Raw genomic sequence first — 21,186 nt, forward strand, 5'->3', positions numbered from 1 at the left:
AATTATTTAACACTGATATCTCTACCAAAGAATTGTTCACCTAATTGTTTTAATGTGCCATCGTTGCGTAATTCTTCGATAGCTGCACTGATTTTTGCTAGTGCTTCATCATTATTTTTATTGACAATAAGACCCGCACCCACTTTATCTTTAGATTCCCATACCGGTTTTAAACCTGAATTTGGGTATTTTTTCAAATAATCCAATAAGGCTAGTGCATCGTTAAACGTCATATCTGCTCGTTTTTGTTGTATGAGTAATAAGCCTTGTGCCATGCCGTCAATAGGAACAATCTTAGCTTGGTATTTTTGTGCCAATTCACCATAGTTTGAGCTAAGTGTTTGTGCTGCTTTTAAGCCTTTTACATCTTCAACTTGTTTAATGCGAGTTTCATTATCTCGTGCTACTAACATTGCTCCGGACCAACTATAAGGTTCAGATTTGTCAAAAGTGGCTTGACGTTCAGGTGTTGTTAATGCGACTTGGTTTGCTACCAAATCAAAACGTCCAGCTTTTAAACCAGCAAGCATCGCATCCCATTGTGTTTCTTTAAATTCAACGGTTACACCTAATTTTTTAGCTACTGCACGAGTCACTTCAACATCATATCCTGTCAATTTTCCGGTTGAGTCGTGGTAAGTGAACGGTGCGTAAGTGCCTTCCGTACCGACCGTAATCGTTCCTTTGTTGTTAATGCGATCTAATAAACTCGCCTGTGCTAAGGCTTGTGTGTTGGCGACTATTGCAAAAACGGTAGTGAATAAAAATGTTATTTTTTTCAACATAAAAGCTCCTTTCAGTAAAAATTGCGTTGCGGTAAAAAAGAGTGCTTGGCATTGTAAAAGAAATGTTAAATATTACAAATAACTTTCGGGAATATGTTATGCAGAATGGGTGTTTTTATGAGGCGATGAAAAATGATCCGGATTCAACGCCTAAAGCTTAAGCTGAAAAATTAGTAAGCGAGTAAAGGAAAATCAAGCGATATTTCGTTATATAACTTGAAATAATACTGAATAATAGCTATATTACGACAAAGGGCGTAAGCTGCCACAAGTGCTACTTAATCGGGCGTAAGCTGCCATAAGTGCTACTTAATTAGGTGCAAGCTACCGTAAGTGCTGAAGAAAAGATGCCTAACGGCATCTTTTTTTTGCTCAAATTCTCATTTGGAATATGACGATGAATGACAAATTAAAACTATATCGTGTAACGGATCACTATCTTGATTTTTTAAGAGATGTTGAGCCTAAAATCCCAATGAATAAAGATAATGGAAAAAAACGCCCTTTTGTTGGCATTGTTCTTTCCATTAACGGCGTAAAATATATCGCCCCTTTATCTTCTAAAATTTGCAAAAGCCAAAGCGATTTTAAAGTGAAAAGTGGCGGTGAACAAAAGGCGACTATTCGATTTGCGTATATGTTCCCCATTGTTGATAGTGCTTTAATTGAGATTGATTATACCGAAGAATTTAAAATAGATTTTAAATATACGGCATTGCTCATCAAAGAGGACTTATACATCAATCAACATAAAGCACGTATTCACGAAATTGCAACCAAAACGTATACTAATGCAATCACAAAACGTTTTGGGTTTGAAAATTTCTGTTGCGACTTTGCAAAACTGGAAGAAAAACATCGAGCTTATGAAGCTCAGTAAAAATTGCTCCAGTGTATCTGCTAGGGATGTTTTTATAGAAAGTATATTTAGAACAATGGGTTAGATTGAAAGTGCGGTGTTGTTTTGGTGGTTTTGATAAAAAAATGAGCTTTGATAAGTGAATTAGGACTTAAAAAAGCTCATTTTGTTATATCGAAAAGGTCAATGTAGCCAGAATAAATAAGCAAATGTACCGATAAACAGTACACAAATAATATTCAAGACCACCCCTGCTCGAACCATTTCTTTTTGTTTAATTTCGCCTGTACCAAAGACAATTGCATTCGGCGGAGTTGCAACCGGTAACATGAAGGCACAAGAGGCACCTAAACCAATGATCAATGCTAAACCTAATTCAGGCATGCCAAGTGACCGTGCAATAGAAATGAAGATAGGAACTAATAACGCCGCACTTGCACTGTTTGAGGTAAATTCAGTTAAGAAAATGATAAAGGCGGCAACTAATAAACCGATAAGATAGAAGTTCCCACCTTCGATCATGAAGACTATGCCGTCAGCCAAAACTTTGCTCGCACCTGAGTCTTGTAATACCGCACTTAATGTTAAACCACCACCGAAAAGCATTAATACGCCCCAATCCGTATTATCTTGTAACTGTTTCCAAGAAATTACGCCACTGACGCAAACGGCAATAGCGGCAAGTAATGCGATGACACTGTCAAAACTGGCAATATTTTTTTCCAACCCTAATAAAGATGACAGCATTGGGTTGAGTTTGGCACTAAATATCCAGCAAAATGCAATAGTTACGAAAATGAGTAATGTAATGATCCGTTGATTATTCATCTCAACTTTCTCAAAGTTTTGTTTGAAACTCGCTTTGAGATTCGGTTTAAAGATAATGTAAAGAGTACCGATCATGATTGGCATAAGAATAAGCATGATAGGTAAACCGAAATAGAGCCAATCGGAGAAAGATAATTTCAATTGAGAAGCAACAATTGCGTTGGGCGGACTACCAATGACAGTTCCCATACCGCCGATACTCGCACTGTAGGCAATACCTAATAAGACGAATACATAAGTGTTATGTTCTTTCGTTCTATCTAATTGGCTAAGAATACCCATAGCTAACGGCAACATCATCGAAGCTGTTGCAGTATTACTCATCCACATAGAAAGAAATGCGGTAATTGAGAAAAGATAAATGACGCCAATAAAGAGATTTCCTTTTGCCAGCATCATTATTTTATTGGCGATCATTCTATCCAATTTTTGAATATGCAGTGCGGTAGCGAGGGCAAATCCTCCAAAGAAAAGGAAAATAGTTGGTGCTGAATAAGAAGCTAAAGCGGTTTTTGTTGTGACTAAGCCTAATGCAATTGCTATAAACGGCACCAATAAGGCTGTTACTGTTACATGCAGTGCTTCAGTTAGCCATAACACAGCAATAAAGACTAATAAAGCCAGTCCTTTATTTGCTTTTTCATCAAAGGGTAATACATAAAGTAGAACAAAAAAAACGATAACATCAAGAATGAATATTAACGCATTTTGGTTAAAAATTGATTTAGAAACTGTTTTGCTCATAAGGTTATCCTGCTTAGATAAAATAGTGAACTATCCCTATTTGGTGGTAGGAATTTGAGTGAAAGTTACCAAATGGTAAAAAAAATGCAACGACCTTTTGTTTTTTTTGTGAGGTATGTCTAAAAAATAAAAAGTGCGGTCTTTTGCACCGCACTTTTTGTAGGAATTAATGCTGAATGGTGATTATAAGCTATCAAACTCTTCTAAATCTAAAGGCTCTTGAGAAAGAATAATGCCGGTAAGATCTGCATAAATATAGTCATCAGGAAAGAAGGTTACGCCACCAAAATTTACCGGAACGTCCGTTTCTCCTATGCTTTGTTCATCTGAACCGACAGGGATAGGTGCAAGTGCTTGAATGCCGATATTTATGTTTTCTAATTGTTGTAATTGACGAATTGCTCCGTATACGATAATCCCTTCCCAGCCATTATCTGCCGCTAATTGTGCTAAGTTTGCATCAATTAATGCACGGCGAACCGCACCGCCACCATCAATTAATAGCACTCGACCTTCGCCATTTTCTTCGAGAATTTCACTGATTAATCCATTGTTTTCAAAGCATTTGATTGTGGTGATTTTCCCAAAGAACGTGCTTTTGCCGCCAAAACTGGAAAAAATAGGCTCAACAACATCAATTTGATCGAGGTAAATATCACAAAGTTCAGCAGTATCAATATACATAGGGTTTTCCTTCTATATTTCGGACAGTTGTTAAGTATAACCAATATTAGTTTACAAGCAAGCTCAAACTGAATAATAGATTCGTGAACAAGGCAAGTAAGGACATTTGTGCAAGCATTGGGCGTAAATGTAACGGATTTTTATTGCGATACACAAAATGTGCATGCTTGATCAGCAGTGGAAAAGAAAGAATAAAGATAAAATTTGACCAATGTGTAAATGTGTATAAGGCAAAAATAATATAACTTAATGCACTGAGCAATAGAATAATGCAATGATAAATACGTGCATTCTCAGCCCCTAGACGTACTACAAGGGTATTTTTACCTGCTTTTCTATCTTGTTCAATATCACGCAAATTATTGATATTTAATACCGCAGTAGCTAATAAGCCTGTTGCGGTAGCAGGGAGAAAAATAAGCCAATTTAGCTGATGGGTTTGCAGATAATAAGTACCGCCAACACCGAGCAGACCGAAAAATATAAGTACCGAAACATCGCCTAAACCTAAATAACCATAAGGTTTTGTACCTACGGTATAAGTAATTGCAGCAAGAATGGCGAGTAAACCCAAAAGTGCAAAGGCAACAAGATCAACAATTGTTTGATAAGCACTCACAATCAGTAAACTACCGGAAATTAAACTCAAGAATACAACAAGAATCAGTCCTTGTTTTAATTGTTTTGCGTTAATAGCACCTTGTTGAATAGCACGCAACGGTCCGATACGTTCTTGTGTATCGGAACCTTTTTGATGATCGCCATAATCATTGGCAAAGTTGGATAAAATTTGCAATAGCAAGGTCGTTAATAAACAAAGTAAAGTTGTTGTCCAACTGAACTGTTGTGACCAATAAGCCAATGCTGAGCCAGTCATAATTGAGGCGGCAGCCAAAGGTAAAGTTTTGGGTCTAGCTGTTTCAAACCACATTTTGACATTATTATTTGCCATAATATCCACATTATAATTGATACAGAAAATGAAATTTTCACCAAGCGTGTAAATTTGCGTTATTCTACTGTTTTATTAATGAGTTTTTAACTGTTTTAAGGAAAATATGTCTAAATTTTTACTTCATCTTACGCCGATTGCAATCATTCATACGCCGTATAAAGAAAAATTTTCCGTCCCTCGGCAAGCGAATTTAGTTCAAGACGGGACAGGTATTGTGGAGTTGCTTCCGCCGTTTAATTGTCCGGAGGCTGTACGTGGACTGGAGCAGTTTTCTCATTTGTGGTTAATTTTTCAATTTGACAACGTGCCGACAGGTAAATGGCAACCTACAGTACGACCTCCCCGTTTAGGAGGTAATAAGCGTATTGGTGTTTTTGCTTCCAGATCGACACATCGCCCTAATCCTTTGGGGTTATCTAAAGTGGAACTTCGTGAAGTTGAATATAAAAACGGAAAGATTTTGTTACATCTCGGTTCAGTCGATTTGATTGACGGTACACCAATTTTAGATATTAAACCTTATATTGCCTATGCGGATAATGAACCTAATGCAAGATCGGGATTTGCCCAAGAAAAGCCAAAGCAGGAATTGCGAGTGGAATTTAGTCCTGAGGTGCAGGCAACACTGGAAAAACTGGAAAAAAAACGACCGCACTTGAAGCGTTTTATTCGAGAAGTTATTCAGCAAGATCCCAGACCTGCCTATCAGAAAGGAAAGTGTTTTCATAAAATTTATGGCATTGCACTGTATGAATTTAATATTCGTTGGAGAATTAAAAATGATGATTTTACAGTGGCGGAAGTGATCGAAATTCAGAATATTTAAACTTCAAATAAATTTTTTGATCCGCTTATAAGTGAGATGTTTGTGGAGCATGCTGTGTTGGCGAAAGAAATTAGAGAAAAATCCGCAAATTCATACCGCACTTGCTCGCTTGTTATCACACTTTTTATGGCTACAACCAGAAAATTGCAAAAAATCAGGTGGATTTTACCGCTCACATAACTATTTTTCATTTGTAAAAATGTAAATTCAAAAAAAATTTCATTTGAAAAAGTGTAATCATAATCATAAAATCGACCGAAAATCAGAAATCGGACAACATAATGAAACGAACAATTCTTCACGCATTGCAAAAATGGAAAGAGAAACCGAACCGTAAGCCATTGATTATTCAGGGAGCAAGGCAGGTTGGAAAAACGTGGGTGATGAAACATTTTGGTGAGCAGGCTTTTGCTAAGGTAGCCTATATCAACTTTGATAACAACCCCCGAATGAAAAGCCTGTTTGCCGGCGATTATGACATTCAACGCCTGCTTTTAGGGCTGAAAATTGAAAGTGGAGTAGATATTCAGGCAGAAGATACACTGATTATTTTTGATGAAATTCAGGAAGCACCACAAGCACTTTCTTCGCTTAAATATTTTTACGAAAATGCACCGCAGTTTTACATTATGGCGGCGGGTTCGTTACTTGGCGTATCGCTACATCATCAAGTCTCCTTTCCCGTCGGCAAGGTTGATTTTCTGCCTCTTTATCCGATGGATTTTTACGAATTTTTAACCGCACTTGGCAAGCAAGATTTAGTGGAACTATTGGAATTGCAAGACTGGATACTGATTTCTGCGATGAAAAGCCGTTATATCGATCTGCTCAGGCAATATTATTTTGTTGGTGGAATGCCGGAAGCGGTCAAAACCTTTGTTCAAACTCAAAATTTAGATGAAGTTCGCCAAGTGCAACGCAATTTGTTGATGGCGTATGAACAGGATTTTTCCAAGCATATTCAAGACGGACATACAGTGCAACGGGTGCGGGCGTTATGGCACGCAATTCCCGAGCAACTTGCCAAGGAAAATAAAAAATTTGTGTATTCTCTGTTGCAAAAAGGGGCAAGAAGTAAGGATTATGAACTTGCTCTTCAATGGCTGAAAGATAGCGGTTTGGTGCATTTAGTCCCTCGTATTAAAAAGCCTCATTTGCCGCTTTCTGCTTATCAAGATGGTGCGTTTAAATTGTTCGGATTGGATGTCGGACTATTGACGGCACAAACTCATTTGGATAAAAGCGTTTTATTGGAAGGCAATCGCCTATTTACTGAATTTAAAGGTGCACTAACTGAACAATATGTACTTCAACAACTGATTGCAAGCCAAGAGAATCCGGTATTTTATTGGGCGACAGAGCGAGGTACCGCCGAGGTCGATTTTGTACTGCAATATAAACAAGCGGTTATTCCGATTGAAGTAAAAGCCGAAGAAAATCTGAAGGCTAAAAGTTTGAAAGTCTATGTTGAACAATTCCAAAGCGAAAAGGCAATCCGATTTTCAATGGCGGATTACCGAGAGCAGGATTGGATGGTGAATGTGCCGTTGTATGTGGTTAAAAATATGTTTTTTAAAATTTAAAGGCATTTTATTTATGCATAAAATTTATGGTATGGCACTGTATGAATTTAATATTCGTTGGAGAATTAAACATGATGATGATGTTACAGTGGCGGAAGTGATTCACATTCAGCATGTTTGATCTTCAAATAAATTTTTTGATCCACTTCACATTTTTACAGTTTTCTTTTTTCTTTTTATGAATTTTTCCATTAAACTACTTTTTGTTTAATCGAAACGTTTCGATGATAATTATCAATGTTTTCTCTGAATAATTTCAGAAAAACTGGAGAAAATTAATATGAAGAAAACAAAATTATTAAATGCGAGCTTATCACATTATATTGCAACGTTAGGCCATACAGACAGTTTGGTTATTTGTGATGCCGGATTGCCTATTTCAAATCAAGTTGAACGTGTTGATTTAGCGTTGGAGGCAGGCGTTCCCGGCTTTTTACAAACTGTTGATGTGGTTATAAGTGAGATGTTTGTGGAGCATGCCGTTGTGGCGAAAGAAATTAGAGAAAAAAATCCGCAAATTCATGACGCACTTTTAGATTCGTTAAGAAAATTATCAGAACAACAAGGCAACTGCATTGCCGTTGAATATGTGGAACATGAAGAATTTAAAGTATTAAGTTCTGAGAGTAAAGCTGCTGTACGTACAGGGGAATTCTCGCCGTATGCTAATATTATTTTGTATTCAGGTGTGCCATTTTAACCAGTTGAAGAGAGGTATTTATGCAAGTGGAAACCTTGCTCAAAATTACCGGTGTAGATAAATCTTTTCCGGGTGTTAAAGCACTTAGTAATGCTTGTTTATCTGTTTATGCGGGACGAGCAATGGCACTTATGGGAGAAAATGGTGCAGGTAAATCAACGTTAATGAAGGTTTTAACCGGAATTTATAGCAAAGATAGCGGTTCTATTGAATATTTAGGAGATGTTGTCAATTTTAAAGGACCTAAGGATTCTGAAACGGCAGGAATTAGTATTATTCACCAAGAACTGAATTTAGTTGCAAATTTAACCGTTGCTGAAAATATTTTTTTGGGGCGTGAATTTACAACCTCTTGGGGTGCAATTGATTGGAAGAAAATGTACAGAGAGGCTGATAAATTATTAGCACATTTGGGTGTGTCATTTCGCAGTGATCAGCTTTGTTCGGAATTGTCTATTGGTGAACAACAAATGGTTGAGATAGCAAAAGCGTTGAGCTTTAAATCAAAAGTGATCATTATGGATGAGCCGACAGATGCCTTGACAGATACGGAAACGGAAACGCTTTTTAACGTTATTCGTGAATTAAAAGAACAACATTGTGGCATTGTATATATTTCTCATCGGATCAAAGAAATTTTTGAAATTTGCGATGATGTAACAGTATTACGTGATGGACAGTTTATTGGTGAAAGTGCGGTGCAAGATCTCACGGAAGAGCGTTTAATCGAGATGATGGTTGGCCACCGTTTAGAGGAGCAATATCCGCATGTTGAACAAGATCGTGGTTCTGTTCGTTTGGAAGTAAATCAGCTTTTCGGTAGCGGAATATGTGATGTGAGCTTTAAACTATATAGTGGTGAGATTTTAGGTGTGTCAGGCTTAATGGGTGCCGGTAGAACTGAATTGATGAAAGTGCTATATGGTGCTTTGCCTAAAGAAGAAGGTGAAGTGCGGTTAAATAATAAAGTCATTTCTAATGATTCTCCTCAAGACGGTTTAAGAAACGGTATTGTATATATTTCTGAAGATCGTAAAGGCGACGGACTAATTTTGGGTATGTCTGTAAAAGAAAATATGTCTTTGACCGCCTTGGATCATTTGTCAAAAGCCGGAAAAATTAATCATCAAGCAGAAAAAATGGTGGTAGATGATTTTATTGAGTTGTTCAATATTAAAACCCCAAACCGTGAACAGCAAATAGGCTTGCTTTCTGGCGGCAACCAGCAAAAAGTGGCAGTTGCTAAAGGGCTAATGACTCGTCCTGATGTACTTATTTTAGATGAACCGACCAGAGGCGTTGATGTTGGTGCGAAAAAAGAAATCTATCAATTGATTAATAAATTTAAACAAGAGGGATTAAGTATTATTTTGGTTTCATCTGAAATGCCGGAAGTACTTGGGATGAGTGATCGGATTTTAGTTATGCACGAAGGTCGTATTAGTGCTGAATTTAGTCGTGAAGAGGCAACACAAGGAAAATTACTTGCCGCAGCACTCGGGAAACATAATTAAGGGAATTGTATGAAATCATCATTTAAATTGGGAAAAATGTTATTAGAGCAACGTTCAGTTATTGCTCTGTTGATACTTATTGCTATTGTATCAATGATTAATCCTGACTTTTTCAGTATTGATAATATTCTTAATATCTTACGTCAAACGTCGATAAATGCGATTATTGCAGTAGGTATGACTTTTGTAATTTTGATTGCAGGGATTGATTTATCCGTCGGTTCTATTCTTGCGTTGACCGGTGCGGTTGCCGCTTCATTAGTTAGCATGGAGTTATCCATTTTTATGGTTATTCCGTTAACGCTATTATTGGGGACTTTTTTGGGTAGCGTAAGCGGTTTTATCGTTGCAAAAGGCAAAGTACAGGCATTTATTGCCACATTAGTTACCATGACTTTATTACGTGGTGTGACAATGGTTTATACTGAAGGTCGTCCGATTAGTACGGGATTTTCTGAAACGGCAGACAGCTTTGCTTACTTAGGTACAGGTTATTTATTGGGTATTCCTTTGCCGATTTGGTTAATGGTAATTGTATTTGCGGTTGCTTGGTATGTTTTAAAACACTGTAAAATCGGACGCTATATTTATGCTTTAGGCGGTAATGAAAATGCAACGCAGCTATCAGGCATAAATGTTAATAGAATTAAAATATTTGTGTTTGCAGTGAGCGGTTTTTTATCCGCACTTGCCGGATTGATCGTCACTGCACGTTTATCTTCAGCACAACCGACAGCCGGTGTGTCTTATGAATTAGATGCGATTGCCGCCGTCGTTGTCGGCGGAACCAGTTTAATGGGCGGTAAAGGTCGTGTTATGGGTACATTAATCGGTGCATTGATTATCGGTTTTTTAAATAATGCACTGAATTTATTAGATGTTTCATCTTACTATCAAATGATAGCAAAAGCGTTGGTTATCTTAATTGCGGTGCTTGCGGATAACTATTTAGGTAATAAAAAAGCATAAACTCAATATCTTTATAGGAGATTTCAAAATGAAAAAATTAACAACTATTGCATCAGCTGTCATGTTAAGTCTTGCTTTTAGCGGTGTAGCAATGGCAAAAGAGACAATTGCATTAGCAGTGTCAACTTTAGATAACCCATTTTTTGTATCACTTAAAGACGGTGCACAGAAAAAAGCGGACGAATTAGGTTATAAATTAGTTGTGTTAGATTCGCAAAATGACCCTGCGAAAGAGCTGGCTAATGTTGAAGATTTAATGGTTCGTGGTGCAAAAGTATTATTGATCAATCCAACAGACAGCGAAGCAGTTTCAAATGCGGTTGCTATTGCCAATCGTCGCAATGTTCCTGTCATCACTTTAGATCGTGGAGCGGCAAAAGGTAAGGTAGTGAGCCATATCGCTTCAGATAATGTAGCTGGCGGTAAAATGGCAGGTGACTTTATTGCACAGAAATTGGGTGCAAATGCAAAAGTTATTCAACTTGAAGGTATTGCGGGTACATCTGCAGCACGTGAGCGTGGCGAGGGTTTCAAACAAGCTATTGCAGAACACAAATTTGACGTATTAGCCAGTCAGCCGGCTGATTTCGATCGTACTAAAGGCTTAAACGTTATGGAAAATTTATTAGCAAGTAAATCCGCAGTTCAAGCTGTATTTGCACAAAATGATGAAATGGCATTGGGAGCGTTACGTGCTATTAATGCGGCTAATAAAAAAGTACTGGTAGTCGGTTTTGATGGCACTGATGATGGTGTTAAAGCTGTTAAAAGCGGTAAATTAGGTGCAACTATTGCACAACAACCGGAACTTATCGGTAGTTTAGGCGTTGAAACTGCTGATAAGGTATTGAAAGGTGAAACCGTCGCAGAGAAAATTCCTGTTGACTTAAAAGTCATTGTTAAATAATAAAGTGAGGGCATATTTATTGCCCTCATTTCTTGATATAAACAATAAGGACGATTTTGTTTATTTTCTGATAAGGATAAATGATGAGCAAAACTCTTACTGTTCTCGGTAGTATTAATGCGGATCATGTTATTTCTGTACCGCACTTTGCCAAACCGGGCGAAACACTAAGTGGTAAACAATATCATATTGCTTATGGCGGAAAAGGTGCAAATCAAGCTGTGGCAGCAGCAAGATTAGCGGATTTTAGCCAAGGTGCAACAGTGAATTTTGTTGGTTGTATTGGTAGTGATGATATTGGGCGAGCGATGAAAAAAGCGTTTGCACAAGATGGTATTAATGTTGCGACAATTACTGAAATTCCTAATGAAATGACTGGAATTGCAATGATTCAAGTGGCTGATAGCGGAGAAAACAGTATTGTCATTTCTGCCGGTGCAAATGCATATTTAACGCCTGAGATTGTAGATAAATTTGCGACAGAAATTGAGCGGGCGGATTATTTACTCATGCAATTGGAAACACCGTTGAACGCAATTTTGGAAGCAGCTAAATTAGCTAAGAAACATGGTGCGACAGTCGTATTAAATCCTGCTCCTGCGAACCAATTACCTGATGAATTGCTCAGTTTATTAGATATGATTACGCCGAATGAAACAGAAACGGAAATTTTAACCGGTGTGAAGGTAACCGACGAGCAAAGTGCGGCGAAAGCAGCGAGTGTTTTGCATCAAAAAGGTGTTGCTACTGTGTTGATTACGTTAGGTTCAAAAGGTGTTTATGTGAGTCGGAAATCTTCGACACAAGAACTGGGGCAGAATAAGGTTATAGCCGGATTCAGAGTAAATGCTGTAGATACAACTGCAGCCGGTGATACGTTTAATGGGGCATTTTTGACCGCACTTTTAGAAAATAAATCTCTTGACGAAGCGATTCGTTTTGCACATGCGGCGGCAGCGATTAGTGTGACGCGTCAAGGGGCACAACCTTCCATTCCAACTCGTCGAGAAACATTAGACTTTTTGGCACAACATTAATTAATGTAAGGGCGTTGAAGATGGCTACAATGAAAGATATTGCTCGAATTGCACAGGTATCAACGTCCACTGTTTCTCATGTGATTAATAATTCACGTTTTGTCAGTGAAGAAATTCGGCAGAAAGTCATGGCGGTAGTGGAGCAACTGAATTATACGCCCTCAGCATTGGCTCGCAGTTTGAAAGTCAAAGAAACTAAAACAATCGGAATGCTGGTAACTACGAGTGATAATCCTTTTTTTGCTGAGGTTGTGGCGAGTGTTGAACGTTATTGTCGCCAACATCATTATCATTTGATCTTATGCAATACCAATGATGACAGTATTTGTCTGCAAGAAAATCTGCAAAATTTGATACGCAAGCAGGTCGATGGATTGCTCTTGATGTGTACGGATAGTGCCTTTGAAACCAGTCCTTTAAATTTAACTGTTCCTACTGTCATCATGGATTGGTGGCCGACAGAGCTGAGTGCGGATAAAATTTTTGAGGATTCCGAGCAGGGCGGATATTTGGCGACACGGACTCTTATTGAGCATCAACATCATGATATTGCGATTATTACGGGAAATCTGAAAAAGCCTCTTGCTCGTAATCGTTTGAAAGGCTATAAGCAAGCGTTGCAAGAATACAACATTCCTATTCGTGATAAATGGATTATTGAAAGTCATTTTAACTTTGAAGGCGGAATTAAGGGAATGGAACAGTTGTTACAATTGAAACAGCGTCCAAGTGCGGTGTTTGCTTGTAGTGATACCATTGCAGTGGGTGCTTATCAAGCTGTTTGGCGTCATGGGTTATCTGTGCCTGAAGATATTTCCATTATTGGTTACGATAATATTCATTTAGCACAATATCTTTCTCCTCCACTAAGCACCGTTCATCAACCTAAAGATGAATTCGCACACTTGGCAGTAGATACATTGTTGCAACGAATAAAAAATCCTACCGAAAGTTACCGCACGTTGACGTTAAAACCTGAGATAGTATTGCGTCAATCTATTTGTTCCTGTTTTTTGCCTAAGTCCGCATAGAAAAAAGACCGCAAGTGCGGTCTATTATTTATCTCCAAAATTTCCACCAGCTTGTGCGTTTTGCTTCCGGACCTTGAATGATTGTATTATTGATATATTCTTTTTCAACATCAGGTAGCGGTTTATCTAAATTAACGTCGGTGACAATACCGCGTCGATCAAAATTCACAATAAAAGTATGTTGCTCAGGTGCATTATAAGATTTTTGTTGTAAAAATACGTAGTACCAAGTTTGATTGCTAAATGGATCTATTAGCATTGGCGTACCAAGTAAGTACTGAACTTGTTGTGCATTCATGCCCACTTTCACTTGTTCTACAGCGGTAGATTCTAAATAGTTTCCTTGTGGAACATCAATACGATAAACGATTTTTTGAACACTGGAACAAGCGGTAACGCTTAATCCTAAAATCATAGCAGGAATAATAAATTTTAATCGCATATTTTGTTTACCTTAACTCGTGCAAATAACGTCGTGGATAATAACTAAAATTCGTAAAATTGCCAACTTATTCTTTTGTTTGGCGTTGTAGTTGATCGCGTAAATTCGGCGGTAGTCCTGTAATGGTTAAACTATCCGTTGCTTCATCCCAAAATATACGACTGTTTAATAACTCGGCATCAAAACTTAATGTGATACCTTTTCCTGAGCCGGAAAATTTAGTCAACGATTTTAATGCAGTACGTACGGGAGGAATATTTTCTTCTAAGCCATAATTTTGGCTGACAGCGAAATCAACAAAAGACTGTTCATTTAGAGTGGGTATATTGGCGGAAAGTTCCGTGACAACGATTTCTTCGCCTACATTTATTTGTCCTTTACAATAATCGAATACTTGTTTTTTGACCGCTTGAGTTTGTTCTTTTGTCAAATCCGCCTGTTGGCAGTAGTCACTAACTGCTTGTAATAAACATTGATTTTGCACTTGAGGATTTAATCCCTCTTCTGCACCTAAAAAATCCATAAAAAAGTCAGCAATTTTGCGTCCAACTCGACCTTTAATAAAAGTCAGATAACGAGTTGATTTTGCATCTAAATGCAATTCGGTTAAATTAATTCGGCAAGCAATATCAAATTGAGTAATATCAAGATAATGCGTTTGTTTTATTTCCAGATTTTCATCAACCAACATACTATAGCGACTATCTAATAATGCGATGAATAAATAATCTGTTGCGAGAAAATTGTATTGACACAAAATTAACGTGCCATCATTGGCAAAACTGTATTTTCCCAACTCTTGACGTAATAATTCGGCTGATTGATGACTAAATGCCAAGAAATCAATATCGTTTTCCAATGTGCGGTTGAGTATTTGAGCAAAATTTGAGGTTTCTTGGAATACTCCATAGGCTTTTGTTTTATTTTGATACTCTTGATGTAATTGCAACATCATTTGTTCTGTTTCCGCTGTAATTGGTAATAATTCATCACGTAAATGCGTTTTAAGTTGAACGGTATTTTCATCTTGTGATGTTTTAACCAATTGATGCAAAACAATTTGATTGACTATAATGCTCATTTTGTTCAAATCCTGTTTATGATAAAAATTCTTAATATTATAACCGCACTTTAAGGAAAATATGCTAGTATGTGTCCAAATTATTCGTTTCTATTTATCTTTAGCGTACAAAATTAAATGGCAAAAATTTCAAAATTTCAAGATAAACAAGTTGAGGCAATATTGAATGATATGATCGCTGTACTGGAAAAGCATCAAGCTCCGGTAGATCTTTCTTTAGTCGTATTGGGCAATATGGTAACCCATTTGTTAAACAGTAGTGTTGGGTCGCAACAACGTATTGTGTTGGCAAAAGTATTTTCCGATGCTTTAATGAATTCAGTAAAAAATAGTAAATAATATGTTTGGAATTAAAACAAGCAAGCAATATCGTGATGAATTATCTCGTAAGATTACGTGGGGACATTGGTTTGCTTTTTTTAATATTTTGTGGGCAATTGTTATTGGTAGTCGTTATGCCTTTATTATTGATTGGCCGCATACTTTATTCGGTAAAATATATTTTTTTATTAGTTTATTGGGGCATTTCAGCTTCATTGTTTTTGCTCTCTATTTGCTCGCTCTCTTTCCTCTCAGTTTTATTATAAAAAATGAACGCACTTTTCGTGGGATAAGCGTTATTTTAACAACGATAGGTGCAACCTTACTGTTGGTTGATACAGAGGTGTTTTCTCGTTTTAATTTACATCTTTCAACCCTCGTTTGGAATTTGTTGGTTAATCCTGATGATGGTAAGTTATCTTATAAGTGGCAAATATTTTTTGCACCTATGCCATTGATTTTATTTGTTCAAATGCTTTTCTCACGTTGGGCATGGTATAAATTACGCAGTTTAGAGAGACAAAAATGGATTAAAGGTGTTGCTCTTGTATTTGTTGTTAGCTTTATTGCTACACATATTCTTTATGCTTGGGCAGATGCGTATATTTATCGCCCGATTACCATGCAAAAATCGAATTTCCCTCTATCTTATCCAATGACAGCACGTTCATTTCTCGAAAAACATGGTTTCTTAAATAAGTCTGAATATGAAAAAACCTTAAATGAGCAAGGTCGTCTTGATGCGTTAAAAGTGAATTATCCAAAGCAGAAATTAACTTTTTCCGATGAGTTGCCAAAGACGAATATTGTCCTTATCACCATTAGTGGATTACGTCATGATGCAGTTCGACAGGATATAATGCCTAATTTATTTGCATTTTCTGAGAATTCAACTGACTTTACTCATCATTACAGTTCAGGAAACTCTCTTAATCAAGGTTTGACAGGATTGTTTTATGGATTGAATGCTAATTATGCGGACAGCTTACTTAGCAATAAAACAACACCTGTATTAATTGAGCGGCTAAAACAAGGAAAAGTGCGGTATGAAATCGGTCTATTTGGTCAGAATTTATCTCGAAGTATATTATTGAAGAAAAGTATTTTTGCAAATGAGAAAATAAGAAATGACAACAATACCTCTACGCGGCGTTTTATTGAGTTTGTTAATACTCGACAACAACAGCAAAAATTATTTTTTGCCTATCTAAATTATTCACTGAACAGCAATTTGACTATTGAACAATATTATCAAAAGTTATCTGAAATTGATGATGAGATTGGTTCGGCATTTAAGTCGATAGATTTTACTCATACCATTGTGATAGTGACTTCCGAATATGGTTATAGTTTTGATTTTTCTGATAAAAAAAGACCAACTAATTATTTTGCAAGAGAAGTAATTCAAGTTCCAATGATTATAAGATGGGAAAATTTACCTATCGGTAAAGTGAATAAATTGAGTAGTCATACCGATTTGGTACCAGCCTTAATGAAACATATTTTTAAAGTAAAAAATCCAATTAGCGATTTTTCTCAGGGGCAGGATTTATTTGATTTGGATGATAATCGTAGTTGGGTTCTTGCTGGTAATTACCGTTGGAATGTAATCATTACACCGGATGATTCGCAATATCATATTGATAGGAATGGGCATTATCAAAAATACAATCAACATTATCAAAAAATTTCGTCAACACAACCTCCGTTAGGATTATTCTTAGAAGTATTTTCACAGAATACGGCTTTCATCGAAAAATAGATTTATTAGAGGTAAGCCGTTTTTCGAGATGAGAATGCTAAGAGTGGAAGCGTATTCTGTTTTATAAAAAAAAGCGTTTCTTTTGTGGGGGAAGAAACGCTGAAATGTTGGAGTGATTATCTATTATTGTTTGAGTGATATAGATGATAATTGTTCTCAAATAGCTTGTCAACAAATAAATAAAAATTATTATCAATTTTTTTTCTTGTCTTTAATTATTCTAGGTAACTCACTAAATTTGTTAGATAAAGTGCGGTTGGTTTTTGATGAGAAAAATCAAATTTCACGGCATAGCTATAAACTTCAACACCTTCTTTAACTGCTTGCTGCAGTAATTCGGCATAATCAGGATCAATAGATTTTGCAACGGTGAAGCGATTAAAACCGTCGTGAAGACCTGCGAAAAAAACGACCGCTCTATGACCCCGTTTTTTCATTGCTATAAGCTCACGCAAGTGTTTTTGTCCTCTTGTTGTGACGGCATCAGGGAACAAACCGAGATGATTTTTGACAAACGTAACGGATTTTACTTCGACATAACAATCCGGTAAGTTTTTACCTTTGAGTAAAAAATCAATGCGACTATTTTCTACACCATATTTTACTTCAGGCAAAATCTCATCATATTCAGCTAATTCTGTGATGATTTTATTTTGCAAAGCCTCTAAAGTTAATTGATTGGAACGGTGAGTATTGATACATACCGTTTGACCATTTTTAAGTTGAGTTAATTCCCAAGAGTGCGGGTATTTTCTTGTTTTGCTGTCAGAAGTAGAAAACCAAACAGTATCGCCTTTTTCACCACATCCTGTCATCGCACCGGTATTGGCACAATGAAGCGTTAAAATTTCACCGTTGTTTAATTCTACATCTGCCAAAAAGCGTTTATAACGGCGAAGTAATGTTGCTGATTGTAAATTCGGTAATTGCATAAAAATCCTTGTTATCCAACAGTTTCAGTAATTTTACCAGCTTTATCTGAAAAAAATTTGGATTGAAGCAATAGTTGAAATTTTTAAGAAAATAGCTTTATTTTTAGCGAATTAATGGTACATTTACTCCGCTTGACTTTTTGTCATCTTAAAGGATGGGCGATATTATCTCCCAATTTTTTTAATCAATCAATTTGAAGGAAACATTATGTTAATTGGTGTACCTAGAGAACTGCTTGATAATGAAAGTCGTGTGGCGGCAACGCCAAAAACGGTTCAACAAATTTTGAAACTTGGTTTTGAAGTGATTGTTGAGAACAATGCCGGTTTTAATGCGAGTTTTGAAGATCAGGCGTTTGTAAATGCAGGCGCAAAAATTGGTTCGGCACAAGATATTTGGAATGCGGATATTATTTTTAAAGTAAATGCACCGACAGATGCTGAAATTGCACAAATTAAAGAAGGTGCAACGCTTATTAGCTTTATTTGGCCTGCTCAAAATTCAGAGCTAATGGCAAAACTTTCTTCTAAGAAAATTAATGTGTTAGCAATGGATGCTGTGCCTCGCATTTCTCGTGCTCAAGCCTTAGATGCGTTAAGTTCAATGGCAAATATTTCCGGGTATCGTGCTGTTATTGAAGCTGCACATGAATTTGGTAGCTTTTTTACAGGGCAAATTACAGCTGCAGGTAAAGTACCTCCTGCGAAAGTACTTGTTATTGGTGCAGGGGTTGCAGGGCTTGCAGCAATCGGTGCAGCTAATAGTTTAGGTGCGATTGTTCGTGCATTTGATTCCCGTCCGGAAGTAAAAGAACAAGTGAAATCAATGGGAGCGGACTTCCTTGAAATAGATTTCCAAGAAGAGGGCGGTAGCGGTGACGGTTACGCAAAAGTCATGTCAGAAGAATTTAATCGTCGAGCGATGGCACTTTATGCGGAACAAGCAAAAGAAGTGGATATTATTATTACCACAGCAGCGATTCCGGGTAAACCGGCACCACGCTTGATTACTAAAGAAATGGTGGATTCTATGAAACCGGGTAGTGTGATTGTGGATCTTGCTGCACTGACAGGCGGAAATTGTGATTATACGCAAGCCGGTGAAATTGTGGTAACTGAAAATCAGGTGAAAGTCATCGGATATACAGATTTTCCAAGTCGCTTACCGACGCAATCCTCTCAACTTTACGGCACAAACTTGGTTAATTTATTAAAACTTTTATGCAAAGAAAAAGATGGCAATATCCATATTGACTTCGAAGATGTGGTATTGCGTGGTGTAACCGTAATTCGTGATGGCGAGGTTACTTGGCCGGCTCCTCCGATTCAAGTGTCTGCACAAACTCAACAAAAAATAACCGCACCTGTTGTGGATAAAAAAGAAAAAACGCCAATAAATCCTAAAGTGAAATATGGGGTAATGGCACTGGCGGGAGCCGCTTTCCTATGGCTCGGTTCTGTTATGCCGGCTGCATTTTTATCACACTTTACTGTATTCGTATTGGCTTGTGTGGTCGGATATTACGTTGTATGGAATGTAAGTCATGCATTACATACACCATTAATGGCAGTTACTAATGCGATTTCAGGCATTATCATTGTAGGAGCATTATTGCAAATTGCACAAGGAAATTTCTTTATCAGTTTGTTGGCGTTCATTGCTATTTTGGTTGCGGCAATTAATATTTTTGGTGGCTTTAAAGTGACTCAACGTATGCTTGCCATGTTTAGAAAAGGTTAAGGAGAGGATGCAATGTCTGAAGGTTTAGTACAGGCTGCCTATATTGTTGCAGCATTACTGTTCATTATGAGTTTAGCAGGTCTTTCTAAACATGAAACTGCTAAAGCCGGTTGTTGGTATGGCATTGTTGGTATGGCAATTGCACTTGTTGCTACCATTTTTGGACCATATTCACAAGGATTATTCTGGATTATTATTGCAATGGCAGTCGGAGCCGTCATTGGTATTCAACGTGCAATGAAGGTTGAAATGACTGAAATGCCGGAATTGGTTGCAATTTTACATAGTTTTGTTGGTTTGGCGGCTGTATTGGTCGGTTTTAATAGTTTCGGTTTACATGAAACCGCACAATTTTTGGTACCGGAAGGTGTTGAATATGTCACGGACGCTGCTCAAGCATTATTAGCACAACAAAAAGCGGACTTTGTTGCGGAACAATCTGTATTGGCAACTATTCACAATGTTGAGGTCTTTTTAGGTATCTTCATTGGTGCGGTAACATTTACCGGTTCTATTGTCGCATTCGGTAAATTACGCGGTATTATTAATTCTAAAGCGTTAATGTTGCCTCATCGCCATAAATTGAATTTGGCGGCATTGATTATTTCTGCGTTGTTGATGGTCGCATTTTTGAATTCACCTGATAATATCTTCCCTGTATTACTAATGACAGCGATTGCACTTGCATTTGGTTGGCATCTTGTTGCTTCAATAGGCGGTGCAGATATGCCGGTTGTCGTATCCATGTTGAACTCTTATTCAGGTTGGGCGGCTGCAGCGGCAGGCTTCATGTTAAATAATGATTTGCTCATCGTTACCGGTGCATTAGTAGGTTCATCAGGGGCAATTTTGTCATACATTATGTGTAAAGCAATGAACCGCTCTTTTATCAGTGTCATTGCCGGTGGATTCGGTAATGATGTAGTTGCTTCATCAGAGGCAGAACAAGGTGAACATCGTGAAACAACAGCCGAAGAAGTGGCGGAAATGTTGAAAAATGCAAGCTCTGTTATTATTACACCGGGATATGGTATGGCAGTGGCTCAAGCACAATATCCGGTTGCGGAAATTACAGCAAAATTGCGTGAACGTGGTGTGAATGTTCGCTTTGGTATTCACCCTGTAGCCGGAAGATTGCCAGGGCATATGAACGTATTGCTTGCAGAAGCGAAAGTGCCTTATGATGTTGTACTTGAAATGGATGAAATCAATGAAGATTTTGCGGATACCGATGTCGTATTAGTCATTGGTGCAAATGATACAGTGAACCCTGCCGCCATGGATGATCCGAATAGTCCAATTGCAGGCATGCCAGTTCTAGAAGTTTGGAAAGCGGCTAATGTTGTCGTATTCAAACGCTCTATGGCGGTAGGATATGCTGGTGTACAAAATCCGTTGTTCTTTAAAGAAAATACCCAAATGCTTTTTGGTGATGCAAAAGAGCGAGTAGAAGATATTTTGAAAGCGTTATAACAAGAGAAAAAC

The 21,186-nt window shown here is 37.4% G+C and carries 20 protein-coding genes and 1 pseudogene; 14 read left to right on the plus strand and 7 right to left on the minus strand.

Annotation, left to right across the window (positions count from 1 at the left end; genetic code table 11):
* Nucleotides 1–2: 2 nt before the first annotated feature.
* Entirely contained in the window at nucleotides 3–785 is a 783-nt protein-coding gene (locus HSM_RS00415) for an amino acid ABC transporter substrate-binding protein (RefSeq protein WP_012341625.1), read from the minus strand.
* Between the two features lie 397 nt (nucleotides 786–1,182).
* Between HSM_RS00415 and HSM_RS00420 the strand changes: the two genes are divergently transcribed.
* Entirely contained in the window at nucleotides 1,183–1,665 is a 483-nt protein-coding gene (locus tag HSM_RS00420) for a type III toxin-antitoxin system ToxN/AbiQ family toxin (protein ID WP_041604955.1), read from the plus strand.
* Nucleotides 1,666–1,827: 162 nt separating this feature from the next.
* On the opposite strand, the gene HSM_RS00425 is transcribed toward HSM_RS00420, so the two are convergent.
* The 3 genes from HSM_RS00425 to HSM_RS00435 all read right to left on the minus strand — a co-directional run bounded on the left by HSM_RS00425 (nucleotide 1,828) and on the right by HSM_RS00435 (nucleotide 4,852).
* Nucleotides 1,828–3,216, minus strand: a complete 1,389-nt coding sequence (locus HSM_RS00425) for a DASS family sodium-coupled anion symporter (RefSeq protein ID WP_011608372.1) — start codon at nucleotides 3,214–3,216, stop codon at nucleotides 1,828–1,830.
* A 183-nt stretch (nucleotides 3,217–3,399) separates the two neighbouring features.
* Complete coding sequence (rraA, locus tag HSM_RS00430; protein ID WP_012341649.1) at nucleotides 3,400–3,900, minus strand: ribonuclease E activity regulator RraA; 501 nt, start codon at nucleotides 3,898–3,900, stop codon at nucleotides 3,400–3,402.
* A 46-nt stretch (nucleotides 3,901–3,946) separates the two neighbouring features.
* Complete coding sequence (locus tag HSM_RS00435; protein ID WP_012341658.1) at nucleotides 3,947–4,852, minus strand: 1,4-dihydroxy-2-naphthoate polyprenyltransferase; 906 nt, start codon at nucleotides 4,850–4,852, stop codon at nucleotides 3,947–3,949.
* Nucleotides 4,853–4,958: 106 nt separating this feature from the next.
* Between HSM_RS00435 and tsaA the strand changes: the two genes are divergently transcribed.
* From tsaA to HSM_RS00475, 9 genes and pseudogenes are all read left to right on the plus strand, one after another.
* Nucleotides 4,959–5,681: a tRNA (N6-threonylcarbamoyladenosine(37)-N6)-methyltransferase TrmO gene (gene tsaA, locus HSM_RS00440; protein ID WP_012341668.1), complete on the plus strand. Its 723-nt coding sequence runs from the start codon at nucleotides 4,959–4,961 to the stop codon at nucleotides 5,679–5,681.
* A gap of 18 nt (nucleotides 5,682–5,699) precedes the next feature.
* A pseudogene (locus HSM_RS10720) lies at nucleotides 5,700–5,784 on the plus strand (D-ribose pyranase); the annotation flags it as partial.
* Between the two features lie 178 nt (nucleotides 5,785–5,962).
* Nucleotides 5,963–7,264 (plus strand): ATP-binding protein, encoded by a 1,302-nt coding sequence (locus tag HSM_RS00445; RefSeq protein ID WP_012341679.1) that lies wholly within the window; start codon nucleotides 5,963–5,965, stop codon nucleotides 7,262–7,264.
* Between the two features lie 280 nt (nucleotides 7,265–7,544).
* Nucleotides 7,545–7,964 (plus strand): D-ribose pyranase, encoded by a 420-nt coding sequence (gene rbsD, locus HSM_RS00450; RefSeq protein WP_012341700.1) that lies wholly within the window; start codon nucleotides 7,545–7,547, stop codon nucleotides 7,962–7,964.
* A gap of 20 nt (nucleotides 7,965–7,984) precedes the next feature.
* The gene (gene rbsA, locus HSM_RS00455) at nucleotides 7,985–9,478 is read left to right on the plus strand and encodes a ribose ABC transporter ATP-binding protein RbsA (protein ID WP_012341710.1); all 1,494 of its coding nucleotides are present in this window, start codon (nucleotides 7,985–7,987) and stop codon (nucleotides 9,476–9,478) included.
* A 9-nt stretch (nucleotides 9,479–9,487) separates the two neighbouring features.
* Nucleotides 9,488–10,447, plus strand: a complete 960-nt coding sequence (gene rbsC / locus HSM_RS00460; RefSeq protein WP_012341719.1) for a ribose ABC transporter permease — start codon at nucleotides 9,488–9,490, stop codon at nucleotides 10,445–10,447.
* Nucleotides 10,448–10,475: 28 nt separating this feature from the next.
* Nucleotides 10,476–11,354 carry a ribose ABC transporter substrate-binding protein RbsB gene (gene rbsB, locus HSM_RS00465; RefSeq protein WP_012341728.1) on the plus strand — a complete coding sequence of 293 codons (879 nt, stop codon included), beginning with the start codon at nucleotides 10,476–10,478 and terminating at the stop codon, nucleotides 11,352–11,354.
* 83 nt (nucleotides 11,355–11,437) lie between these two features.
* Complete coding sequence (gene rbsK, locus HSM_RS00470) at nucleotides 11,438–12,391, plus strand: ribokinase (protein ID WP_012341736.1); 954 nt, start codon at nucleotides 11,438–11,440, stop codon at nucleotides 12,389–12,391.
* A 20-nt stretch (nucleotides 12,392–12,411) separates the two neighbouring features.
* The gene (locus tag HSM_RS00475) at nucleotides 12,412–13,422 is read left to right on the plus strand and encodes a substrate-binding domain-containing protein (RefSeq protein ID WP_012341745.1); all 1,011 of its coding nucleotides are present in this window, start codon (nucleotides 12,412–12,414) and stop codon (nucleotides 13,420–13,422) included.
* 28 nt (nucleotides 13,423–13,450) lie between these two features.
* Here HSM_RS00475 and bamE read toward each other — a convergent pair whose 3' ends face one another.
* Both bamE and yejK read right to left on the minus strand, forming a co-directional pair.
* Entirely contained in the window at nucleotides 13,451–13,864 is a 414-nt protein-coding gene (gene bamE, locus HSM_RS00480) for an outer membrane protein assembly factor BamE (RefSeq protein WP_012341754.1), read from the minus strand.
* A 67-nt stretch (nucleotides 13,865–13,931) separates the two neighbouring features.
* A complete protein-coding gene (yejK, locus tag HSM_RS00485; RefSeq protein WP_012341763.1) occupies nucleotides 13,932–14,945 on the minus strand; it encodes a nucleoid-associated protein YejK in 1,014 nt (337 codons plus the stop codon).
* Between the two features lie 117 nt (nucleotides 14,946–15,062).
* On the opposite strand from yejK, the gene HSM_RS00490 reads away from it, so the two are divergent.
* Nucleotides 15,063–15,284: a YejL family protein gene (locus HSM_RS00490; RefSeq protein WP_011608383.1), complete on the plus strand. Its 222-nt coding sequence runs from the start codon at nucleotides 15,063–15,065 to the stop codon at nucleotides 15,282–15,284.
* 1 nt (nucleotide 15,285) lies between these two features.
* The gene (locus HSM_RS00495) at nucleotides 15,286–17,028 is read left to right on the plus strand and encodes a DUF3413 domain-containing protein (RefSeq protein WP_012341782.1); all 1,743 of its coding nucleotides are present in this window, start codon (nucleotides 15,286–15,288) and stop codon (nucleotides 17,026–17,028) included.
* A gap of 215 nt (nucleotides 17,029–17,243) precedes the next feature.
* Here the strand turns inward: HSM_RS00495 and sfsA are convergent, their stop codons facing one another.
* Entirely contained in the window at nucleotides 17,244–17,960 is a 717-nt protein-coding gene (gene sfsA, locus HSM_RS00500) for a DNA/RNA nuclease SfsA (protein WP_012341788.1), read from the minus strand.
* A 208-nt stretch (nucleotides 17,961–18,168) separates the two neighbouring features.
* On the opposite strand from sfsA, the gene pntA reads away from it, so the two are divergent.
* Together pntA and pntB are read left to right on the plus strand one after the other, a co-directional pair.
* Nucleotides 18,169–19,701 carry a Re/Si-specific NAD(P)(+) transhydrogenase subunit alpha gene (pntA, locus tag HSM_RS00505; protein WP_012340198.1) on the plus strand — a complete coding sequence of 511 codons (1,533 nt, stop codon included), beginning with the start codon at nucleotides 18,169–18,171 and terminating at the stop codon, nucleotides 19,699–19,701.
* A 12-nt stretch (nucleotides 19,702–19,713) separates the two neighbouring features.
* Nucleotides 19,714–21,174: a Re/Si-specific NAD(P)(+) transhydrogenase subunit beta gene (gene pntB, locus HSM_RS00510; protein ID WP_011608387.1), complete on the plus strand. Its 1,461-nt coding sequence runs from the start codon at nucleotides 19,714–19,716 to the stop codon at nucleotides 21,172–21,174.
* Nucleotides 21,175–21,186 lie beyond the last annotated feature (12 nt).

This window comes from Histophilus somni 2336, assembly GCF_000019405.1.
Taxonomy (GTDB): Bacteria; Pseudomonadota; Gammaproteobacteria; order Enterobacterales; family Pasteurellaceae; genus Histophilus; species Histophilus somni.